Here is a 15,982-nt window from a genome sequence, read left to right as displayed (position 1 = left end):
GTTAGGGAACTGCCAACGTCAGGACCACCTCATTGCGGCGGATGGTGAGGTGGCCCCCGGTGGCCTCGGCATAGCGGCGGGCTATGTCGAGGCCGAGGCCGGACGAACCGCGGTCGCTGCGACCACGCTCCCCCGCACCCAGCGGGATCCCCGGGCCCTCGTCCGCGATAGTGATCCGTACGGCGTTTTCTATGCGCAGCAAGGTGATCCGGGCCGGTGTGCCGTCGGGGGTGTGTGCGACGACGTTCTCGACGAGGGCGTCCAGAGCTGCGGCCAGATCCTCAGGTGCAGACCGGACCATCGCGGGTGGATCCGGGAGGTTGAGGGTGAGGTCGCGGCCTTGGTCCTCGAAGAGCGGTTCCCAGAACGCGGCGCGGTCGCGGGTCACCTGGACTGCGTCGCAATGCGGTACGCGTCCTTCGCGCTGCGGTCGTCGTGCGGCGCTGATGACTGCGGTCAGGGTGCGTTCGAGGCTGGTGACTTGGGTGTTGAGCTCCTCGGCTCTTTCGCGATCCGGGAGTGCCTCGACCTGAAGTCTGAGCGCGGTCAGGGGTGTGCGGAGCCGGTGAGAGAGATCGGCCACGGATTCGCGTTCGACGGCGATGACCTCGTCGATGCGATCCGCAAGGCGATTGAGGGCAGCACCTACCTTGGCCACTTCCGCCGGCCCGGTGACCGGGGCTCGCGCCTCGAGATCACCGCCGGCCAGGCGTTCCGCCGTACCGGCTGTTTCTTCCAGCGGGCGGGCGAGGCGGCGGGAGACGAATTCGGCGCCGACGATGCTGAGGAGCAGGACGAGTAGGCCAGCTCCGGCTACGACGAGCACGCGCGGCATCAGGCCGGCGTGGAGTTGATCGCCGGTGAGGTACAGGCAGACCGAGGCGGGACCTTGCTGGGTGCCGACGTCGATCTCGACGGCCAGGCCGCCGTTGATGTTGCGATAGTCGGCGTCCCCGATCTTCGGCGGGCCCTTGTGGTCGTCATCATCGCCGTCGCCGACCGGTGCGTCCTTTGGCGGCGAGACGCCGCCGGGCGGGGCCTGGCCGAGCGTCGTACCGTCGTTGAGCCGTACCGAGATCCGGCCGGGACCGTCGTTGGCGACGCCCTGGATGTAGGCCGCGATGTCGTCCTTGGTGTGGTCCTTGTCGCCGACGTAGTACGCGACCGCCTCGGCGCGGTAGCGGGCCTTCTCCTTGGACTCGGTCGCCGTCGTACTGCGCAGGAGCAGAATCAGCGGTACGGCGAACCCGATCACGACGAGCGTGGTCAGTCCAACCGAGAGCAGCAGAATCCGGCGGCGCACTTCAGGTCTCCAGTACGGCGAGCTTCACGCCCACGCCGCGGACGCTATGCAGGAGTCGCGGCGCTGCGGCAGTCTCGCCAAGCTTGCGTCGCAACCAGGAGAGGTGAACGTCGACGGTCCGGTCTCCGCCGCCCCACGGGAGGCCCCACACCTCGGCCAGCAACTCGCGCTTGCTCACGACCGCCCCTGGTCGTCTCGAGAGCGCCAGCAGGAGGTCGAACTCCTTGCGAGTCAGGTCTACCGGTTGCCCGTCAAGGGTGACCTCGCGGCTCCGCGGGTCGATCTTCAGCGGACCGACATCGACCGTCACGTCCTGTTGGTCGGTGCCTAGTCGTCTCAGGACCGCTCTGATGCGAGCGTCGATCTGGGCCGAGCTGTAGGGCTTGATCACATAGTCGTCAGCACCGGCGTCCAGGAGCTTCACCACGCTCGCGTCATCATCCCGCGCGGTCGCCACAATCACCGGCACATCACTCACCGACCGAACCATCGCCAGCACGTCGCGCCCGTCCAGATCCGGCAACCCCAGATCCAGCAAAACCACCTCAGGCCGCTCCCGCGCCACCCCCGCCACACCCTCAGCCCCACCCGCCACCGCCGTCACCACATGGCCCACCGCGGTCAGAGACTTCGTCAACGACGTACGAATCGCATCGTCGTCCTCAACCAACAACACCCGAGCCATACCCCGAGCGTATCCAGTCCGCCCCCAATTCCCTGCCTGAGCACCCAAATCGGCGGTTCCCCCCAACCACACGGCCCAGCCCGCAGGGTGACGGGTGGAGCTCGCCTCCCCCTAACGTCCGAAGCATCCGAGTACACAGTCGGCGTGTCTTCGGACGTTGCGGGGTTCGACGGGGCCGCCGACGCCGCCGCCGTACCGGACGCGGTCGCCGCGGCCCGCCGTATCGGACGCGGTCGCCGCCGCGGCCGCCGCGGTAGTTGCCGGCCGCGGCTCAGGTCCCTCGCCATTTGGCGGGATATCCGTTGAAACCGCCCCTTCTCCCCTCAAATTTTGAGGGGAGAACCAGCACATTGAACAGATATCCCCTGATTTAGCGCAGCAACCAAAACCCGTCAGCCGCAGCCAACGCTTACGCCGCGGAGCGTCTTTCCCGAACCGCAACCAAAGCCCGTCGCCCCGAGCAACGCGCAACCCGCGGAGCGCCTATCCCGAACCGCATCCGAGCCCGTCGCCCCAGGCAACGCTTAACCCGCGGGGCGTCTTTCCCGGACCGCAACCAAAGCCCGTCAGCCCAAGGCAAACGTGTACCTCGGTCGCCGACCGAACCATCCCCCTCAGCCACCGCATCGCCCAGCCACCCCGTCTTTCAATCGGCCGAAGCCAACCTCAATCACAGCGCGACGTGGCCGGCCGAGTCGCGTACCTGGCCCGCCGCGCAGCCCGACCGCCTCCGGCGGTCGACTGAAGCCTTCGGGCGCACCAAGCACATGGCTGAGGGGGATGGCGAGGTCAGCGACCGAACTGCACGTTGCCAGGGCTTCCGGGCTGTGGCTGATGTACGAGACGCCCGAAGTTCGCGCTATCGGTGAGTTTTTCGGGTCCAGACGACGAAAAACTCACCCATAACGCAGCCAACAACCCCAGACGAGTCACCTTGAGCACGCACCAACCACTTTCGCGCCGGTCACATGGCTGAGCCGCGCACAACGTCGTACCGGCTCACCTTGAGCACCCCTCAACCACGCGATACCCGCCGAAGTGGTTGAACCGTGCTCAAGGTCGAACGCCCCGCCCACCTTGAGCACCCGCCAACCACTTTCGGGGCGGCGAAATGGCTGAGCCGTGCTCAACGTCGTACCGGCTCGAGCGGAGCGCCCTCGTCATCCGCACGCGAAGGTCCCCGAGCCCGGCACAACCCTCCAGCTCAGGGGATACCCGTTCACCTGATGGGTTGCCCACTGAGATTTCGTGCGGGCAACCCACCAACTGAAGGGATAACCCTTCGGATCGAGGGTTGCCCCTCGACGTGCGGGGTTGCCCACTGGGGTGGGGGGTTGCCCATTGGGATTTTGGCCGGGCAACCCACCAGGTGGAGGGATAACCCCTTGGGTCGGGGGTTGCCCAGTGAAGTTGGGGGGTTGCCCACCGGGGTGGGGGGGTTGCCCACTGGGAGGTGGTGGGGCAACCCCCTGGGTCGGGGGCTATCCACTCGGGTGGGGGTGGCGCTTGGCGGCGGGGTGGGTGGGTTAGGTGGGTGGGGGTGGTTTTAGGCCGGTGGTGCGGAGTTCGAGGGTGGCTAGTTGGCGGATGACGGCGGAGTCGCCGGAGCGCCAGGCGGTGACTGGGTCGTCGGAGATTCGGGCGAGTTTGTGCATGGGCTGGTTGGCCATGGCGCGGAGGGCGAAGAGGTCCAGGTCGGCGGCGTTGTCGATGAAGCGTTGGGCGGCGTTGGCGCGGCGGATGAAGCGGAGGCGGCGCGGGAGCCAGATCAGGAGGGCGAACAAGATCGGGAGGGTGATGGTGACGGCGGCGAGGACGTAGGCGAGTTGTTCGACGGCGTGGGCCTGGTCGCGGCCGGCTTGGGCCAGGCGGGCGGCGGCTGCGGCGGCGCCGTCGACTGGTGAGCGGAGGTCGTCGCCGACGACGGGGACTTTGCCGATCGGGTCGGAGAGGCGGCGGAGGTCTTCAGCGAGGCCGTCGCCGGCTTCGGCGGTTTTGCGGCCGGGGGTACCGAGGGCGTTGGTGATGCGGAAGACCAGCAGGCCGACCTTCACACACACGTAGATCCAGCCGACCAGCAGCAGGTCGCCGAAGAGCTGCCAGAACCGCTGTCCGCCGACTTGCGAGTAGAGCCTCATGGGGCCCGACGTTAGAGGCTGGAGCGGAGATCCCACAGCAACGGGTAGTAACGAAGATCGAGACGGCTGCGCAGGTACGTCGCTCCGGACGATCCACCGGTGCCGGGCTTGGTACCGATCATCCGTTCGACCATGACGACGTGCCGCGCGCGCCAAGCGGCCGCGAGCTCGTCATGCTGGACGAGGGCCTCGGCGAGCTCCCAGACAGCGCCGTAGTGGGCGCGATCACCGGCCACCTTCCGCAGCGCGTCGCTGATCGACTCATCGGAGTCGGTAGCAAAGCCGGCTTTCTCCAGTACGACGAGGAACGCGTCCCACAGGCTGGGTTCGTCGAGCCGGAGTTCCAGGCGGGCGGTTTCAGCATCGGTCAGCCCGCGGAATCGCCGTACGAAGGACGGGTCCTTGGCCGCGGACAGGAACTCGATCTCGCGGAACTGCACCGACTGGAACCCGCTGGCCGGTGACAAGCGGTGCCGGAACTCGCCGAAGTCCTGCGGGGTCATCGTCTCGAGGATGTCGACCTGCTGGGTGAGGGTGCGCTCGATCGTGTGCACGCGGCGGAGCAGGTGCTGGGCGAGCCACAGTTCGTCGTTCAGCATCGCGTTCCGGGAAGCGGTCAGCTCGTGCAGCACCTGCTTGAACCAGAGCTCGTAGACCTGGTGGATCGTGATGAACAGCAACTCGTCGTGAGCCGGCGGATTCGACTCCAGCCGTTGCTGGTCGAGCAGTTGCGGCAACCGTAGGTAACTGCCGTAGGTCAGCCGGCCACCCTCCTCGCCGAAGTTGACCTCGACCCCACCCCAACGCCCCGCAACAACCTCATCAGCCATGGCCCAGACGATAACTCAGGCGGTTCGTGACCGGTCAGGGATTGGCTCGTTGGACCTGGGGTACGCCGAAACGAGGAGTTGCATTGACCGCGACGGTTGAGACACCGCTGGTCCCCGGACCCGTCCAGGGCCCGACGCGGGAAGAGCCGATGGTCGAGGCGCTGCTGCTGGACGACTACCGGTCGCTGGCCCGCCTGGCCTATATGATCCTGCCGCCGTCGATCAGCCGGGCGCGGCGGATCGCGGCCGCGCACCGCGTCGTACAGAGTGCTTTGCCGCCCGGCCTGCCGCTGCCGGAGCGTGACCCGCGCGGGTTCCTGCGGCGGCGCGTCGTTCAGGAGGCCAGCCTGCAGGCGGCCGACCGGTCGGTTCTCGAGCGACTGGGCAGTGTGTTCGCTCCCGCTGACCCCGCGGACTTCGATCCGTGCGCGATCGACCTCGACCGTACGGCGATCGTCCGGCGCTGCCGGCGTGGTCGCCGGGTCGCCCTGGCCGGTACCGGGGTGCTCACCCTGTGCGTGCTGACGGCCTTGCTGCTGCTGTCCTGACCACAGTCATGGCGTCATGATCTTGACGCCGCGAGAGCAGCCACTTACTTTCGGTTCACCGCACACCCCCTACCGCCCCAGGGAGTTTCGTGATGTTGGTTGGAATCGTTTCCAGTATCAGTCTGCTCATCACCCCACTCGGTGCACCACTGCCCGCGCCCGCGACCCCGGAGGTCCCCTTGGCGCCGCAAGCGACGATCTGCAACAAGTACTGCGATGCTCGCGACCCGGCGCTGTCCCCCGGCGACCGCTCCCCCGTGACGTCGACCCTGTTCGGCCGCACCTTCCGGCTGCACTTCGACGACGACGATGCGATGGGCTGGGGGTCGATCGAGAACGGCAGCCCCGGTGACGAGGTCTGGCTGGACCGCTCGATGGACGGCGGCCGCAGCTGGAGCGGCGGCAGCAAGCTCGGCGCCACCTCGATCCCGAGCGGTCAGACCAGTTGGCGGACGCAGATGTACAACGTCGACGACTGGGGCGCCCTCGGCGTCGGCGCGCTCCGCGTCTGCGGCAAGGCCGGCGACCGCGCCGACATCACCTGCTCCCCCTGGGCCCGGACGACGTGGAACGCGTGGGATCGCCGTACGGCGGCCGCGACCGCGTTGATGCAGGACTACAGCCTGTCCACCGGGCTGTTCAGCACGACCGGCTGGTGGAACAACGCCAACGCCCTGAACGCGCTGATCGACAACATCCGCGTCAGCGGGATGAACAGCTACCGGTACGCGATCGGCAAGACCTATGACCTCAACCTCAACGCGCAGCAGGGCCAGTTCCGCAACGACTACATCGACGACACCGGCTGGTGGGGTCTGACCTGGATCGCGGCGTACGACCTGACGGGTGAAGCGCGTTACCTGCAGACGGCTCGGGCCGACGCCGACCACATGGCGGCGTACTGGGACAACGTCTGCGGTGGTGGCGTGTGGTGGAGCCAGGCGAAGACCTACAAGAACGCGATCACCAACGCGCTCTACATCCAGCTCAGTGCGGCTCTGCACAACCGGATCGCGGGTGACACGACGTACCTGCAGCGGGCGCAGAGCGGCTGGACCTGGTTCCAGCAGACCGGGATGATCAACAGCTCGAACCTGGTCAACGACGGCATCAGCCTGTCCACCTGCAAGAACAACGGCGACACCACCTGGACCTACAACCAGGGCGTGCCGATCGCGGCGCTGGTCGAGTTGTCGAAGGCAACGAACAACTCGACGTACCTGACGACCGCACGTCAACTCGCGAACGCCTCGACGACCGCGGCCGGGTTGCACACCGCGGACGGCATCCTGCGCGAACCCTGCGAGAGCGGCGATTGCGGTGGGGACGGCCCGTCGTTCAAGGGCATCTACGCACGGGCGCTGACCAAGCTGAACACGGCACTGTCCGATCACCCCTACTCGGCGTACCTGAAGCGGCAGGCGGATCGCGCGTACGCCGCCGACCGGACACCAATGGATCACTACGGACTGCGTTGGTACGGGCCGGTCGACAAGCTGGATGGAGCGCGCCAGCAGTCGGCCCTGGACCTGCTCAATGCTCCGGTCTGACAGCATTCGCCCGGTGAAGATCGAGGAGTACGGCTCGCAGTGGCGCGCGACGCTGCTGCGAGTGCACCGGGAGTCGGACTGCATCTTCAAGTTGACGCTGGTGATCGACCCGGAGCGTGGAGCGAAGGGGATCATCTTCACCGAGTTCTACGACTACGGTCCGCTCGGTGACGACCCAGGCCGTGAGTACGGCTACAGCGTGCAAGCCCCGTACGCCGTCCTCGACGGGCTGGCCGACGCCTACTCACCAGGAATCGCCGGGCCGGCGCGGGAGCGACTGGCCGGTGGCTTGGCGACACTCGTCGATGATGGCGTGCTGGGTGATGGGCTGGCACTGAAGGGGAACCAGGAGAAGGTCCTGGCCGGGTTCCTGGCTGCTGGGGTGCCGGCGACAACGGATGTCTGGTTCTGGATGAACTCCGACTGATTTGAGCCGGTCTCCGGCATAATTCGGCTGCATGAGTGCCGGGACAGATTTGGGCGGGCTGCGGCGGATCAACGAGCTGGCGATCCTGACCGCGGTCCGCGCCGGTGCGGACACGCTGGCCGAGGTCGTCCGGGAGACCGGGCTGGCGCGCGCCTCGGTCGGCGAGGTGACGCGTGATCTGGTCGCCAGCGGCTGGCTGAGCGAGGCGGCGCCGGTGGTCCGCGGGCGCGGGCGACCGGCCGTGCGGTACGTGTACCGGGCTGGGGCCGGCGTGCTGATCGGCGCGGACATCGGCGCCTTCAATCTGCGGGTCGCGCTCTCCGATCTGACTGGTCGGCCATTGGCACAGAACCGACGCTTCACCACGCCCGAGCTCGATGCCCGCGGACGGCTGCGGATCCTGGACGCGGCGATCGACGAGTGCCTGCGCGATGCCGGCCGTGACGAAGGCGAGGTCTGGGGTGCCGTTCTCGGCACGACCGGCCGGGTGGGTGGCGGTCGAGTGCTGCTCTCCGCCGCGATCCCGGACTGGACAGGTGTGGACCTGTCCGGTCACCTGAGCAAACGCCTGCCCGCCTGCCTGATCGGCGTCGAGAACGACAGCCGGCTGGCCGCAGTCGCCGAGCAGAAACTCGGCGGCACCAAGCTCCCGGCCACACTCGCCAGTCAAGAGCCGCAGGCTGTCGACGGCTCGGTTTGGCCGTCGGCGCTGGCTGCGGGGCGACCGCAGAGCCTGGTGTTGTTGCAGGCTGGGCGGCGGACGGGGCTTGGGTTGATCGTCAATGGGCGGCCGCACGCCGGGTTCGGAGGGGTCGCCGGGGACCTCAGCCGTTTCCCCGCGCTGAAGTGGGAAGGCGCGATGGAGTACCTGCAGCAGAGCGGGGTCGCGCCCACCTCCGGCCCGACCTCCGATCCGGTGGCCGACACGCTGAACGCCGCGATCGAGGGCTCCCCCGCGGCGCTGGCCGCCGTCCGGCGCTACATCCGGATGCTCGCCACCACCGCGGGCGCGGTCGTCTCGATCCTCGATCCGGAGGTACTCGTGCTCGGCGGTTCACTCGCGGCGTACGGCGATCTGCTCCTGCCGCTGCTCGCCTCCGAGCTCGAACTGCTCTGCCTGCGGACCCCGCGACTGGAGGCATCCACGCTCGGCGCGGAGGGCGCCGTACTGGGTGCTCTGTGCGCGGCCGCTGAGCTGGTCGACGACGCTCTGATCGGCTCCGGCCCGGGTCCACTGCCGGTGCATGCACGACCGATCATTTCCACCTGAATCGAAGAGTGGTTGCCAGGCTTCGACGGACCCTTTATATCTAAGGAGTCCGTCATAAATAAGGAGCCTTGATGTCCGACACCGCCCCGCGTCGTTCCACCTCCGCTCACCCCAGCCTGGTCGGCAGGCGCCAACTCCTCGGCTGGATGGGAGCGGGCGCGGTCGTCGCCGGAGTCCCCCTGGCATCCCAGACCGCGGCCGCGACCGGGCTCGGCACCGCAGCAGCACCGCTGACCGTCTGGCTGCCGTCCCCCGCCGACAAGATCAAGCGCGACCGCCGCGTCGGGCCGTCGACGGACACCATCCGCCTCCAGGCCGCCCGGAACGAGTACGAATCCGGCCAGGTGATCATCCGGACCACGAGCGGCAGCACCGGCATCAACGTCACCGCGGGCGAACTCACCGGCCCCGGCGGCGCCAAGCTCACCGGGATCGAGGTCTTCGAGCAGTCCTACATCTCCGTCAACCAGTCGGACACCGGCCCCTGGGGCCCAGGCACCTACCCGGACGCACTCGTCCCGCTCTCGCCCACCCGCACGCTCACCGCGAGCAGCGACGCCAACCTCGGCGTCTGGTTCACCGTCAACATCCCCAAGGCCGCCCCCGCCGGCCACTACACCGGCTCGCTCACCATCACCGGCGGTACGGCGCCCGTCGTCGTACCGATAGATCTCGAGGTCTGGAACTTCGAGCTTCCCGACGCCTGGAGCACCGCGACCGCCGTGTCGATCTGGTACCAGCAGGTCGCCCGCGCGCACAACGTCCCGTACGGCGATCCGCGGCACGAGCCGTTGATGCGCAAGTACTACGAGTTCCAGCTGAAGAACAAGATGTTCGGGGCCGACATCCCGGTCCCGATGAAGCCGAAACTCCAGCACCCCAACACCTCTGACGGCCTCCTCACCCCCGGTCCCGGTCAGGACCCCGAGCCGGCCGAGTTCCTGGCCCGGGCGGACCAGTACCTGAACGATCCGCGGGTGATCAAGTTCCGGATCCCGCTCTACACCAGCGGCGACAACGCCACCGGCTTCACCACCGACACCGTCAAGCTCCGCCAGATCGTCGAGGGCCTGCGCGCCAAGGGCGTGATCGACCGCGGCTACTTCTATTACGCGGACGAGCCGCAAGGAGATGTGGCCTACGCGAATGTGCGCAAGCTCTTCGAGACCGTGAAGGCGATCGCCCCCGAAGTACCGCACGTCCTCACACTGGAGCACCTGCCCGAGCAGAAGCTGCTCGACTTCGTCCACGCCTGGTGTTTCGTGATCACCGTGCCCAAGCCCGAGCTGCCAGGAATCGTTGCCCAGCTCAAGGAACGCGGCGACCTGGTCTGGTGGTACACGGCCGTCGGCCACCATTACCCATTGCCTGGCGTCTTCATCGCCGACAGCGGCGTCGGGCACCGCTTGCTCCCCTGGATCCAGTACGACCTCGGCGTCGAGGGCTACCTGTTCTGGTCGAGCTCAGTCTTCGGCCACTGGACCGGCGACGGCTATGAGCCCGCGAACCGCTGGGCCGACCCGTGGGCCCTGGGGACCGAGGCCGGCGACGGCTTCCTGATGTATCCCGGCAACGCGGTCGGCATCGACGGCCCGGTCGGGACCGTGCGCCTGGAGTGGATGCGCGAAGGGTTCGAGGATCTCGAGTACCTCGCTCTCTACGACCGGAAGGCGACTGCCCTCGCGGCGAGCTGGGGCGTACCAAAACCCGAGCGGGGGCTGGGTTCCTACCACGACATCCTGCACGACTGGCTGGCGCCGTACCGGGATGATCCGGCCTTGTTCCACAAGGTTCGCGCCCAGGTCGGCGCCGAGGTCGCACAGCTCTTCGGTACAACGCCCGCCCTCGTGCGGATCGACCAGCCGACCGCCGGACACGTCGTGGTCGAGCTGATCACCCTGAAGGATGCGGCCGTGCGAATCAACGGCACCACCAGTACGGCGGTCTCCGTGCAAGGCCCGTCGGCGACGCATCGCGTGGTGCTCAACCTCCCGGCCGGTGAGCAGACAGTCCTGTTGAACGTTGCCAACAGCAACTTCGAGCGCACCGTCAAGGTCGCGGCCGTCGCCACCCCGCACGAGATCGTGATCAACTCCTTCGAGACCGAGGCGGATGTCGCGCGGCTGACCACCCAAGAGGCCAGTGCCACCTGGAGCGACCAGCACCCGACAACCGGCGGCCACACCGCGAAGCTCGTCTTCAACGCGAACGTCGCCGACCCGAAGTGGGCCGGGGTCTACCTGTACACGCTCAAGGAGAACCACCCCGAGCAGTCGATCGGACGCAACGACTGGTCCCAGCTCGATGCGGTCGCCTTCGATCTCTACAACGACTCCGACGACCTGATCGCGATGTACTGCGACTTCCACGACCCGGTCAACCTGGACGCCGGCAACCCGTTCTATCTCGCTCCGCGCAAGCAGCAGCGCGTCGTCGTACCGCTGACGAATCTGATCAGCGACCTGCCACGGATCACGTCCATCCACCTGCGCGTCGACAAGCGGTCCAACCCGCTGACCGTCTACCTCGACAACGTGCGGTTCCTGCGCAGCAAGACCGGACTGCCGACGCCTGGCACGTGGTCGCGACAGGACGCCGAGCGGCGAGTGACAGTTCAGACCGTTCGCCAGGACGGGACGATCGGCTACGTCCGAGAGAACGGCGCTGCCTGGAACGTCACGAGCGTCTCGGCCGGTGTGACCGGCACAGTGGCCGGTGCGGTCGACCCAGCCGCCCGGATGAACCTGATCGGCCTCACCACGAGCGGCCAGCTCAAGTGGAGCCGCCTCGACGGCACGTGGACGCACACTGTCGTCGACACCCAAACAACGCTGACCGGTACGCCGACCGCCGTACTGGATGCTCTTGGTCGTCTGACCTATTTCGTCCGCACCACTGACGGGAACCTGGTCCGTGGCCGGCAGACCGCGCCCGGGGCAACCACCTGGACGACGGCGTACGTGCTCGACGGTGGCGGCGCGAAGCTGCGCGTCGGCGGCGATCCGGCCAGTGTGCAAGACCCCTCCGGCAAGCTGACCTACTTCGTGCGCAGTGCGACCGGAGAACTCGTCCATGGCTGGGAAACCGCGCCTGGCAACGACCAGTGGAGCATCGACCTCATCCGGTACAACGGAAACGGGGCAGTCGCCGTCGTCGACGGACGTCCGGCAGTGTCGCAAGACATCTCCGGGCGCCTCACCTTCCACGCCCGTACGGCGGCCGGTGGCGTCATCACCGGCTGGCAGGACACTCCCGGCAACGGGCCGTGGCGCTACGACACGCTGCCGACGACTGTCACCGTTGCGGGTGATCCCGTCAGCGCACTGGATGCCTCCGGCAAGCTGGTGTACTTCGCACGCACCACTGACAACCGCATCCTCCATGGCTGGCAGCGGACCCCCGGCAACGGCCCATGGGACAGCACAGTGATCGACGGCCTCGCTGCTGACGGCACGGTGACGCAGTCCGCCGACGGACGGCTGCACTACTTCGCCCGTCTGACCTCAGGCGGCCTGGGGCACTGGTGGCAGGACGCCCCGGGCGTGGGCCCGTGGCACAGCACCGAGATCGCGGGCGGGTGATCCGGTCATGCCCGCAGCTAGTTGGTGACCGATGGGTAATGCCATGATGGCCCGATGGAACTGAAGCTGTCCGCGTCGTACGACGCCACGCCCGAGGAAGTGTTCGCAGTCGTCACGGACAAGACGTTTCGTGAGCAAGCCTGCGAGAAGACCAACGCGTTGTCGTACGACGTCCAGGTGACCCAGTCCGGTGCCGACACGATCGTCAAGGTGACCCGCGAGATGGCGTCGGACGACGTACCGGATATCGCGCGCAAGTTCGTCGGCCAGACACTGACCGTCGTACAGACCGAGACCTGGCATGCCGCGGCCGCCGACGGCTCGCGGAAGGCCGACGTGGCCGGGGAGATCACCAACACCCCGGTCACGCTGAAGGGCACCGCCGACATCACCCCGGGTGGAGCTCAGACCACCCAGGGCATCACGCTCGACGTGAAGGTCGCCGTACCGCTGATCGGCAAGAGGATCGAGCCGTTCGTGGTCGACGCCGTCCGCAAGGGCCTGGTGAAGGAGCACGAGCTCGGCCAGGACTGGACCAACTGATCCCACGCCATCCAGCCGTGTCGCTGCCGGGTCAACCGATCCGGCGGTGGCACGCTGTGAAGTGAGTGCTCCCTGGAGGTGAGCCTGGATGCGGAAGTTACAGCTGTACGCCGACACCGCCCAGTACTGCGTGATCTGCGCGGGCACGATGCCGTTCGAGCGTGTCGACGCCGTTGATCACGACCACGACGAAACGGCCGAGCTGATCTGCGTGGCCTGCGGGTACGCACTGCTCGTCGACCCACCACTGCAGGAGCTCAGCCGCTCCGCTTAGCGCTTACAGCGGCGGACCGAACGCGCACACCACGCTCTTGGCGTGTGCCGGGTCCAGTGCGTTCGCCACCAGTTGGGCAACCGTCGGATCGAAGGCCAGTCCGACGTGCCCGACCGGGTCGAGTGCGCAGGTGTCCTGGACGAACTTGTTGGTGACACCGGGCTCACGGATGAACGATGTCTCGTGCGGTGTGACCAGGGCGTCGAAACGACTGGCGATCACCGTGTACTTGACGCCGGGCTGAGCGATCGGGCCGGCCGTCAGCTTCGCGATGGCGGAGCCGCCGACGATCAGCTCGTCACACGCCGGGCAGCCGAACTCCCGCAGTACCTGATCAACCGCCGTACGCAGGCCCAGGTAGTCTCCGACGCTCACCAGACCGCCGAAGGTCGTGCCGTGGGTCGGCGGTGCCAACGCGACCACCTTGCCCACCTGACCGGCGTACCCGAGGATCTTGGGCCCGTAGATGCTCTGCAGAGCGCCCTCGGAGTGGCCGACGATGTCGACCTTGGCGGAGCCGGTGGCCGTCCGGACGCGTTGCACGAAGGCCTTGATCTGGGCGGCCGACTCGTCGATCGGGATGGTGCCGCCGACCGGGATGACCGGGCTGGCCTGGCCATAGGTCAAGGTGAACGCGCAGTAGCCCTTCCCAGCCAGGTACGGACCGAGGTAGGAGTAGTTCCCAGGACCGTTGCCGCCCAGACCGTGCAGCAGGATCAGCGGGTCGGGATGCGCGGCCGACGGCTTGCAGGACCAGTTGTCGAACCCTGCGGTCGGTGCAGCGTTGGCGGGCGTCGTGGTAACCAGGGCGGTTGTCACCACAGCGCCCGCCAGAAGAGCCGTCAGAGCTCTTCGAAGGCGATTGGACATTGGAGGCTCCCCGTGACGTATCGTTCGGTAACCGGCGGGTAACCCAGAGTTGAGCATGACTTCGGGTTATTAACAAGAGTTCGTGTTCAAAACCGGTTCACTTGGTTACCGAACCTGGAGCGGGGGTAACGTCCAGCGCATGAGTCGGACCATTCGGGGACTGGACGCCGAACAGCGGCGGGCCGAGCGGCGCGAGCAGCTGCTCGACGCCGCGCTCAAGCTGTTCGCGGCCAACGGATATCTCGCGACGTCGATCGAGCAGATCTGTACGACGGCGTACATCGGCACCAAGAGCTTCTACGAGCTGTTCACGAGCCGCGAGGAGTGTTACGTCGCCGTACTGCGACGGACCTCCGACCGCCTCGAGGAGCAGATGGTGGAGGCCGCCCGGCAGGCCACGGGCAACGAGCGGCAGGAGGCGCCGCGGCTCCTCGCGACCTTCGTGCACGCCCTGGTCGACGATCCGCGGGTCACCCGCGTCACCTTCGGGATGGCGTCCGGGATCTCGGAGAGCGTCGAGCGCGAACGCCGCGCCAACCGCCGCTGGGCGGCCGGCTTCCTCGAGAAGCTCTGGGACGCGTACGACGGACCGCCGGCCGAGGAGCTCCGCGTCGTCCGGCATGGGGTGGCGATCGGCCTGGTCGGCGGCATGTTCGACCTGATCTCCGACTGGCTGCTGGACGCCGACCTCGACAACCAGCAGCAGATCGAGTCCCTCATCGACGACCTGACGACCTTCTACATCACCGTCCGCCGCGGCCTCACCAAATAGCGTCCGAAGAACCGCCGTACGTGGTCGGCGTGTTTTCGGACGTTACTCGAAGACGAGTGTGCGGAGGGCGACGTGGCCTTCCTCGTCGATGACGTAGTGGGCGTGGCCCTCGTGGTCGACCGCGACGCCTTCGACGCGGCGGATATCGCCGAAGTGGTGCAGGACCTTCGTATCGACCGGGCCTTCGTCGTACAGGGTGAAGCGGATGTGCTCGGAGTCGGCGACCGCGCCTTCGGGGTGGTCGGCGAGCACGGTGGCGGACTTGCCGATCGCATCCAGGTCGCCGATGATCGCGTCGAACTCCACCCCGTCACGGGTGTCGAGTGCGCGCAGACCGGCCGGGGCATCCGCCGTACCGACGTCGTTGAGGACCCAGACTCGTTGGCATCGCGGTACGGCGTTCGGGTCGGCGAACAGCTCGTCGACGTTCTCGAGCTCGACCACGATCGGGTGGCCGTCCGCGGTGACCGGGTAGCGCAGGCCGAGCAGCAGCCGGCCGTCGGCGGCGAACTCGGCCGCCTCGATGTTGACCGGGTGATCCGTCGGGGCGATGGTCCCGCTCCAGGTCTTCCCCTTCAGCTCTCCTGCCGCGATCGTCGCATCGACGTACGACGCCTGTCCGAGCGGGCCGAGCGGAATCAGGTCGAGGCCCTCGAGCGCGTCGTTGATCGCGCGGTGCAGGCCGAAGCGCATCCGGACCACCTCGAGCTCGGCCGGCGTACCGTCGTCGAGCGCTTTCGCGATGGACGCCTCACTGACGCGCGCGATCCAGGATCGCTTGGCGGAGAGCGGTCCGCGCTTCTTCCCGAACTGGGAGCCGACCAGGTACACGTACCCGTCGCGGGACGCGCAGGCCTCCGCGTCCTCAGTGCGGCCGTTGTGCACCCCGGCGTCGGCCGGTATCCGGACCGCCGTCCACCCCTCGTCGAGCGGCGCACCCGCGGCGTGCGCGAGCAGGGCGATCGCGTTCTCCGCGGTCGCCTCGTCCAGGACGGTCACGAAGGCTCGCTCCCAACCCCGCCGTACCAGCTCGTCGGGGCCGAAGACGCGGCACAGGTCGGAGGCTTCGTTGGGGTCGAGGTGCAGATCGGTCTCATGCATATCCGGTAGACGCTCCGTCAGCCTGTGTTGATCCCCGCGGACAGCAATCCCCGGGACATCCCTGAGCAACTCCAGGGTGTCCCGGGTCTT

General features: G+C 67.6%; 15 protein-coding genes. 9 read left to right on the top strand and 6 right to left on the bottom strand.

The window, feature by feature from the left end; genetic code table 11:
- Position 1 precedes the first annotated feature (1 nt).
- A complete protein-coding gene (locus tag ACFVWG_RS29455; RefSeq protein ID WP_391546682.1) occupies positions 2-1,303 on the bottom strand; it encodes a sensor histidine kinase in 1,302 nt (433 codons plus the stop codon).
- 1 nt (position 1,304) lies between these two features.
- Positions 1,305-1,988, bottom strand: coding sequence for a response regulator transcription factor (locus ACFVWG_RS29450; protein ID WP_391546681.1), 684 nt, complete (start codon positions 1,986-1,988; stop codon positions 1,305-1,307).
- 144 nt (positions 1,989-2,132) lie between these two features.
- Between ACFVWG_RS29450 and ACFVWG_RS29445 the strand changes: the two genes are divergently transcribed.
- The gene (locus ACFVWG_RS29445) at positions 2,133-2,294 is read left to right on the top strand and encodes a hypothetical protein (RefSeq protein WP_391546680.1); all 162 of its coding nucleotides are present in this window, start codon (positions 2,133-2,135) and stop codon (positions 2,292-2,294) included.
- A 1,220-nt stretch (positions 2,295-3,514) separates the two neighbouring features.
- Here the strand turns inward: ACFVWG_RS29445 and ACFVWG_RS29440 are convergent.
- Together ACFVWG_RS29440 and ACFVWG_RS29435 are read right to left on the bottom strand one after the other, a co-directional pair.
- Positions 3,515-4,126, bottom strand: coding sequence for a hypothetical protein (locus ACFVWG_RS29440; protein WP_391546679.1), 612 nt, complete (start codon positions 4,124-4,126; stop codon positions 3,515-3,517).
- A gap of 11 nt (positions 4,127-4,137) precedes the next feature.
- Positions 4,138-4,956, bottom strand: coding sequence for a tryptophan 2,3-dioxygenase (locus ACFVWG_RS29435; protein WP_391546678.1), 819 nt, complete (start codon positions 4,954-4,956; stop codon positions 4,138-4,140).
- A gap of 83 nt (positions 4,957-5,039) precedes the next feature.
- Between ACFVWG_RS29435 and ACFVWG_RS29430 the strand changes: the two genes are divergently transcribed.
- The 7 genes from ACFVWG_RS29430 (at position 5,040) to ACFVWG_RS29400 (ending at position 13,149) form a co-directional block, all read left to right on the top strand.
- The gene (locus ACFVWG_RS29430) at positions 5,040-5,504 is read left to right on the top strand and encodes a hypothetical protein (RefSeq protein ID WP_391546677.1); all 465 of its coding nucleotides are present in this window, start codon (positions 5,040-5,042) and stop codon (positions 5,502-5,504) included.
- 92 nt (positions 5,505-5,596) lie between these two features.
- Positions 5,597-7,054, top strand: coding sequence for a glycoside hydrolase family 76 protein (locus tag ACFVWG_RS29425; protein ID WP_391546676.1), 1,458 nt, complete (start codon positions 5,597-5,599; stop codon positions 7,052-7,054).
- Positions 7,055-7,067: 13 nt separating this feature from the next.
- On the top strand, positions 7,068-7,481 hold the full coding sequence (locus ACFVWG_RS29420) for a hypothetical protein (protein WP_391546675.1): 414 nt from the start codon (positions 7,068-7,070) through the stop codon (positions 7,479-7,481).
- A gap of 31 nt (positions 7,482-7,512) precedes the next feature.
- Positions 7,513-8,751 (top strand): ROK family protein, encoded by a 1,239-nt coding sequence (locus tag ACFVWG_RS29415; protein WP_391546674.1) that lies wholly within the window; start codon positions 7,513-7,515, stop codon positions 8,749-8,751.
- 71 nt (positions 8,752-8,822) lie between these two features.
- A complete protein-coding gene (locus ACFVWG_RS29410; protein WP_391546673.1) occupies positions 8,823-12,332 on the top strand; it encodes a glycoside hydrolase domain-containing protein in 3,510 nt (1,169 codons plus the stop codon).
- A 54-nt stretch (positions 12,333-12,386) separates the two neighbouring features.
- Positions 12,387-12,875, top strand: coding sequence for a DUF2505 domain-containing protein (locus tag ACFVWG_RS29405; RefSeq protein ID WP_391546672.1), 489 nt, complete (start codon positions 12,387-12,389; stop codon positions 12,873-12,875).
- Between the two features lie 88 nt (positions 12,876-12,963).
- A complete protein-coding gene (locus tag ACFVWG_RS29400; protein WP_391546671.1) occupies positions 12,964-13,149 on the top strand; it encodes a hypothetical protein in 186 nt (61 codons plus the stop codon).
- Positions 13,150-13,152: 3 nt separating this feature from the next.
- Here the strand turns inward: ACFVWG_RS29400 and ACFVWG_RS29395 are convergent, their stop codons facing one another.
- Complete coding sequence (locus ACFVWG_RS29395; protein WP_391546670.1) at positions 13,153-13,968, bottom strand: esterase/lipase family protein; 816 nt, start codon at positions 13,966-13,968, stop codon at positions 13,153-13,155.
- 190 nt (positions 13,969-14,158) lie between these two features.
- Here ACFVWG_RS29395 and ACFVWG_RS29390 point away from each other — a divergent pair, with 190 nt between their 5' ends.
- Positions 14,159-14,791, top strand: a complete 633-nt coding sequence (locus ACFVWG_RS29390) for a TetR/AcrR family transcriptional regulator (protein ID WP_391546669.1) — start codon at positions 14,159-14,161, stop codon at positions 14,789-14,791.
- Between the two features lie 42 nt (positions 14,792-14,833).
- Here ACFVWG_RS29390 and ACFVWG_RS29385 read toward each other — a convergent pair whose 3' ends face one another.
- Positions 14,834-15,892 (bottom strand): hypothetical protein, encoded by a 1,059-nt coding sequence (locus tag ACFVWG_RS29385; protein ID WP_391546668.1) that lies wholly within the window; start codon positions 15,890-15,892, stop codon positions 14,834-14,836.
- Positions 15,893-15,982: the final 90 nt, after the last annotated feature.

Source organism: Kribbella sp. NPDC058245 (assembly GCF_042882005.1).
Lineage (GTDB): Bacteria > Actinomycetota > Actinomycetes > Propionibacteriales > Kribbellaceae > Kribbella.
Note: the sequence above shows the minus strand (reverse complement) of the source record. Positions and strands in the feature narration are given on the sequence as shown.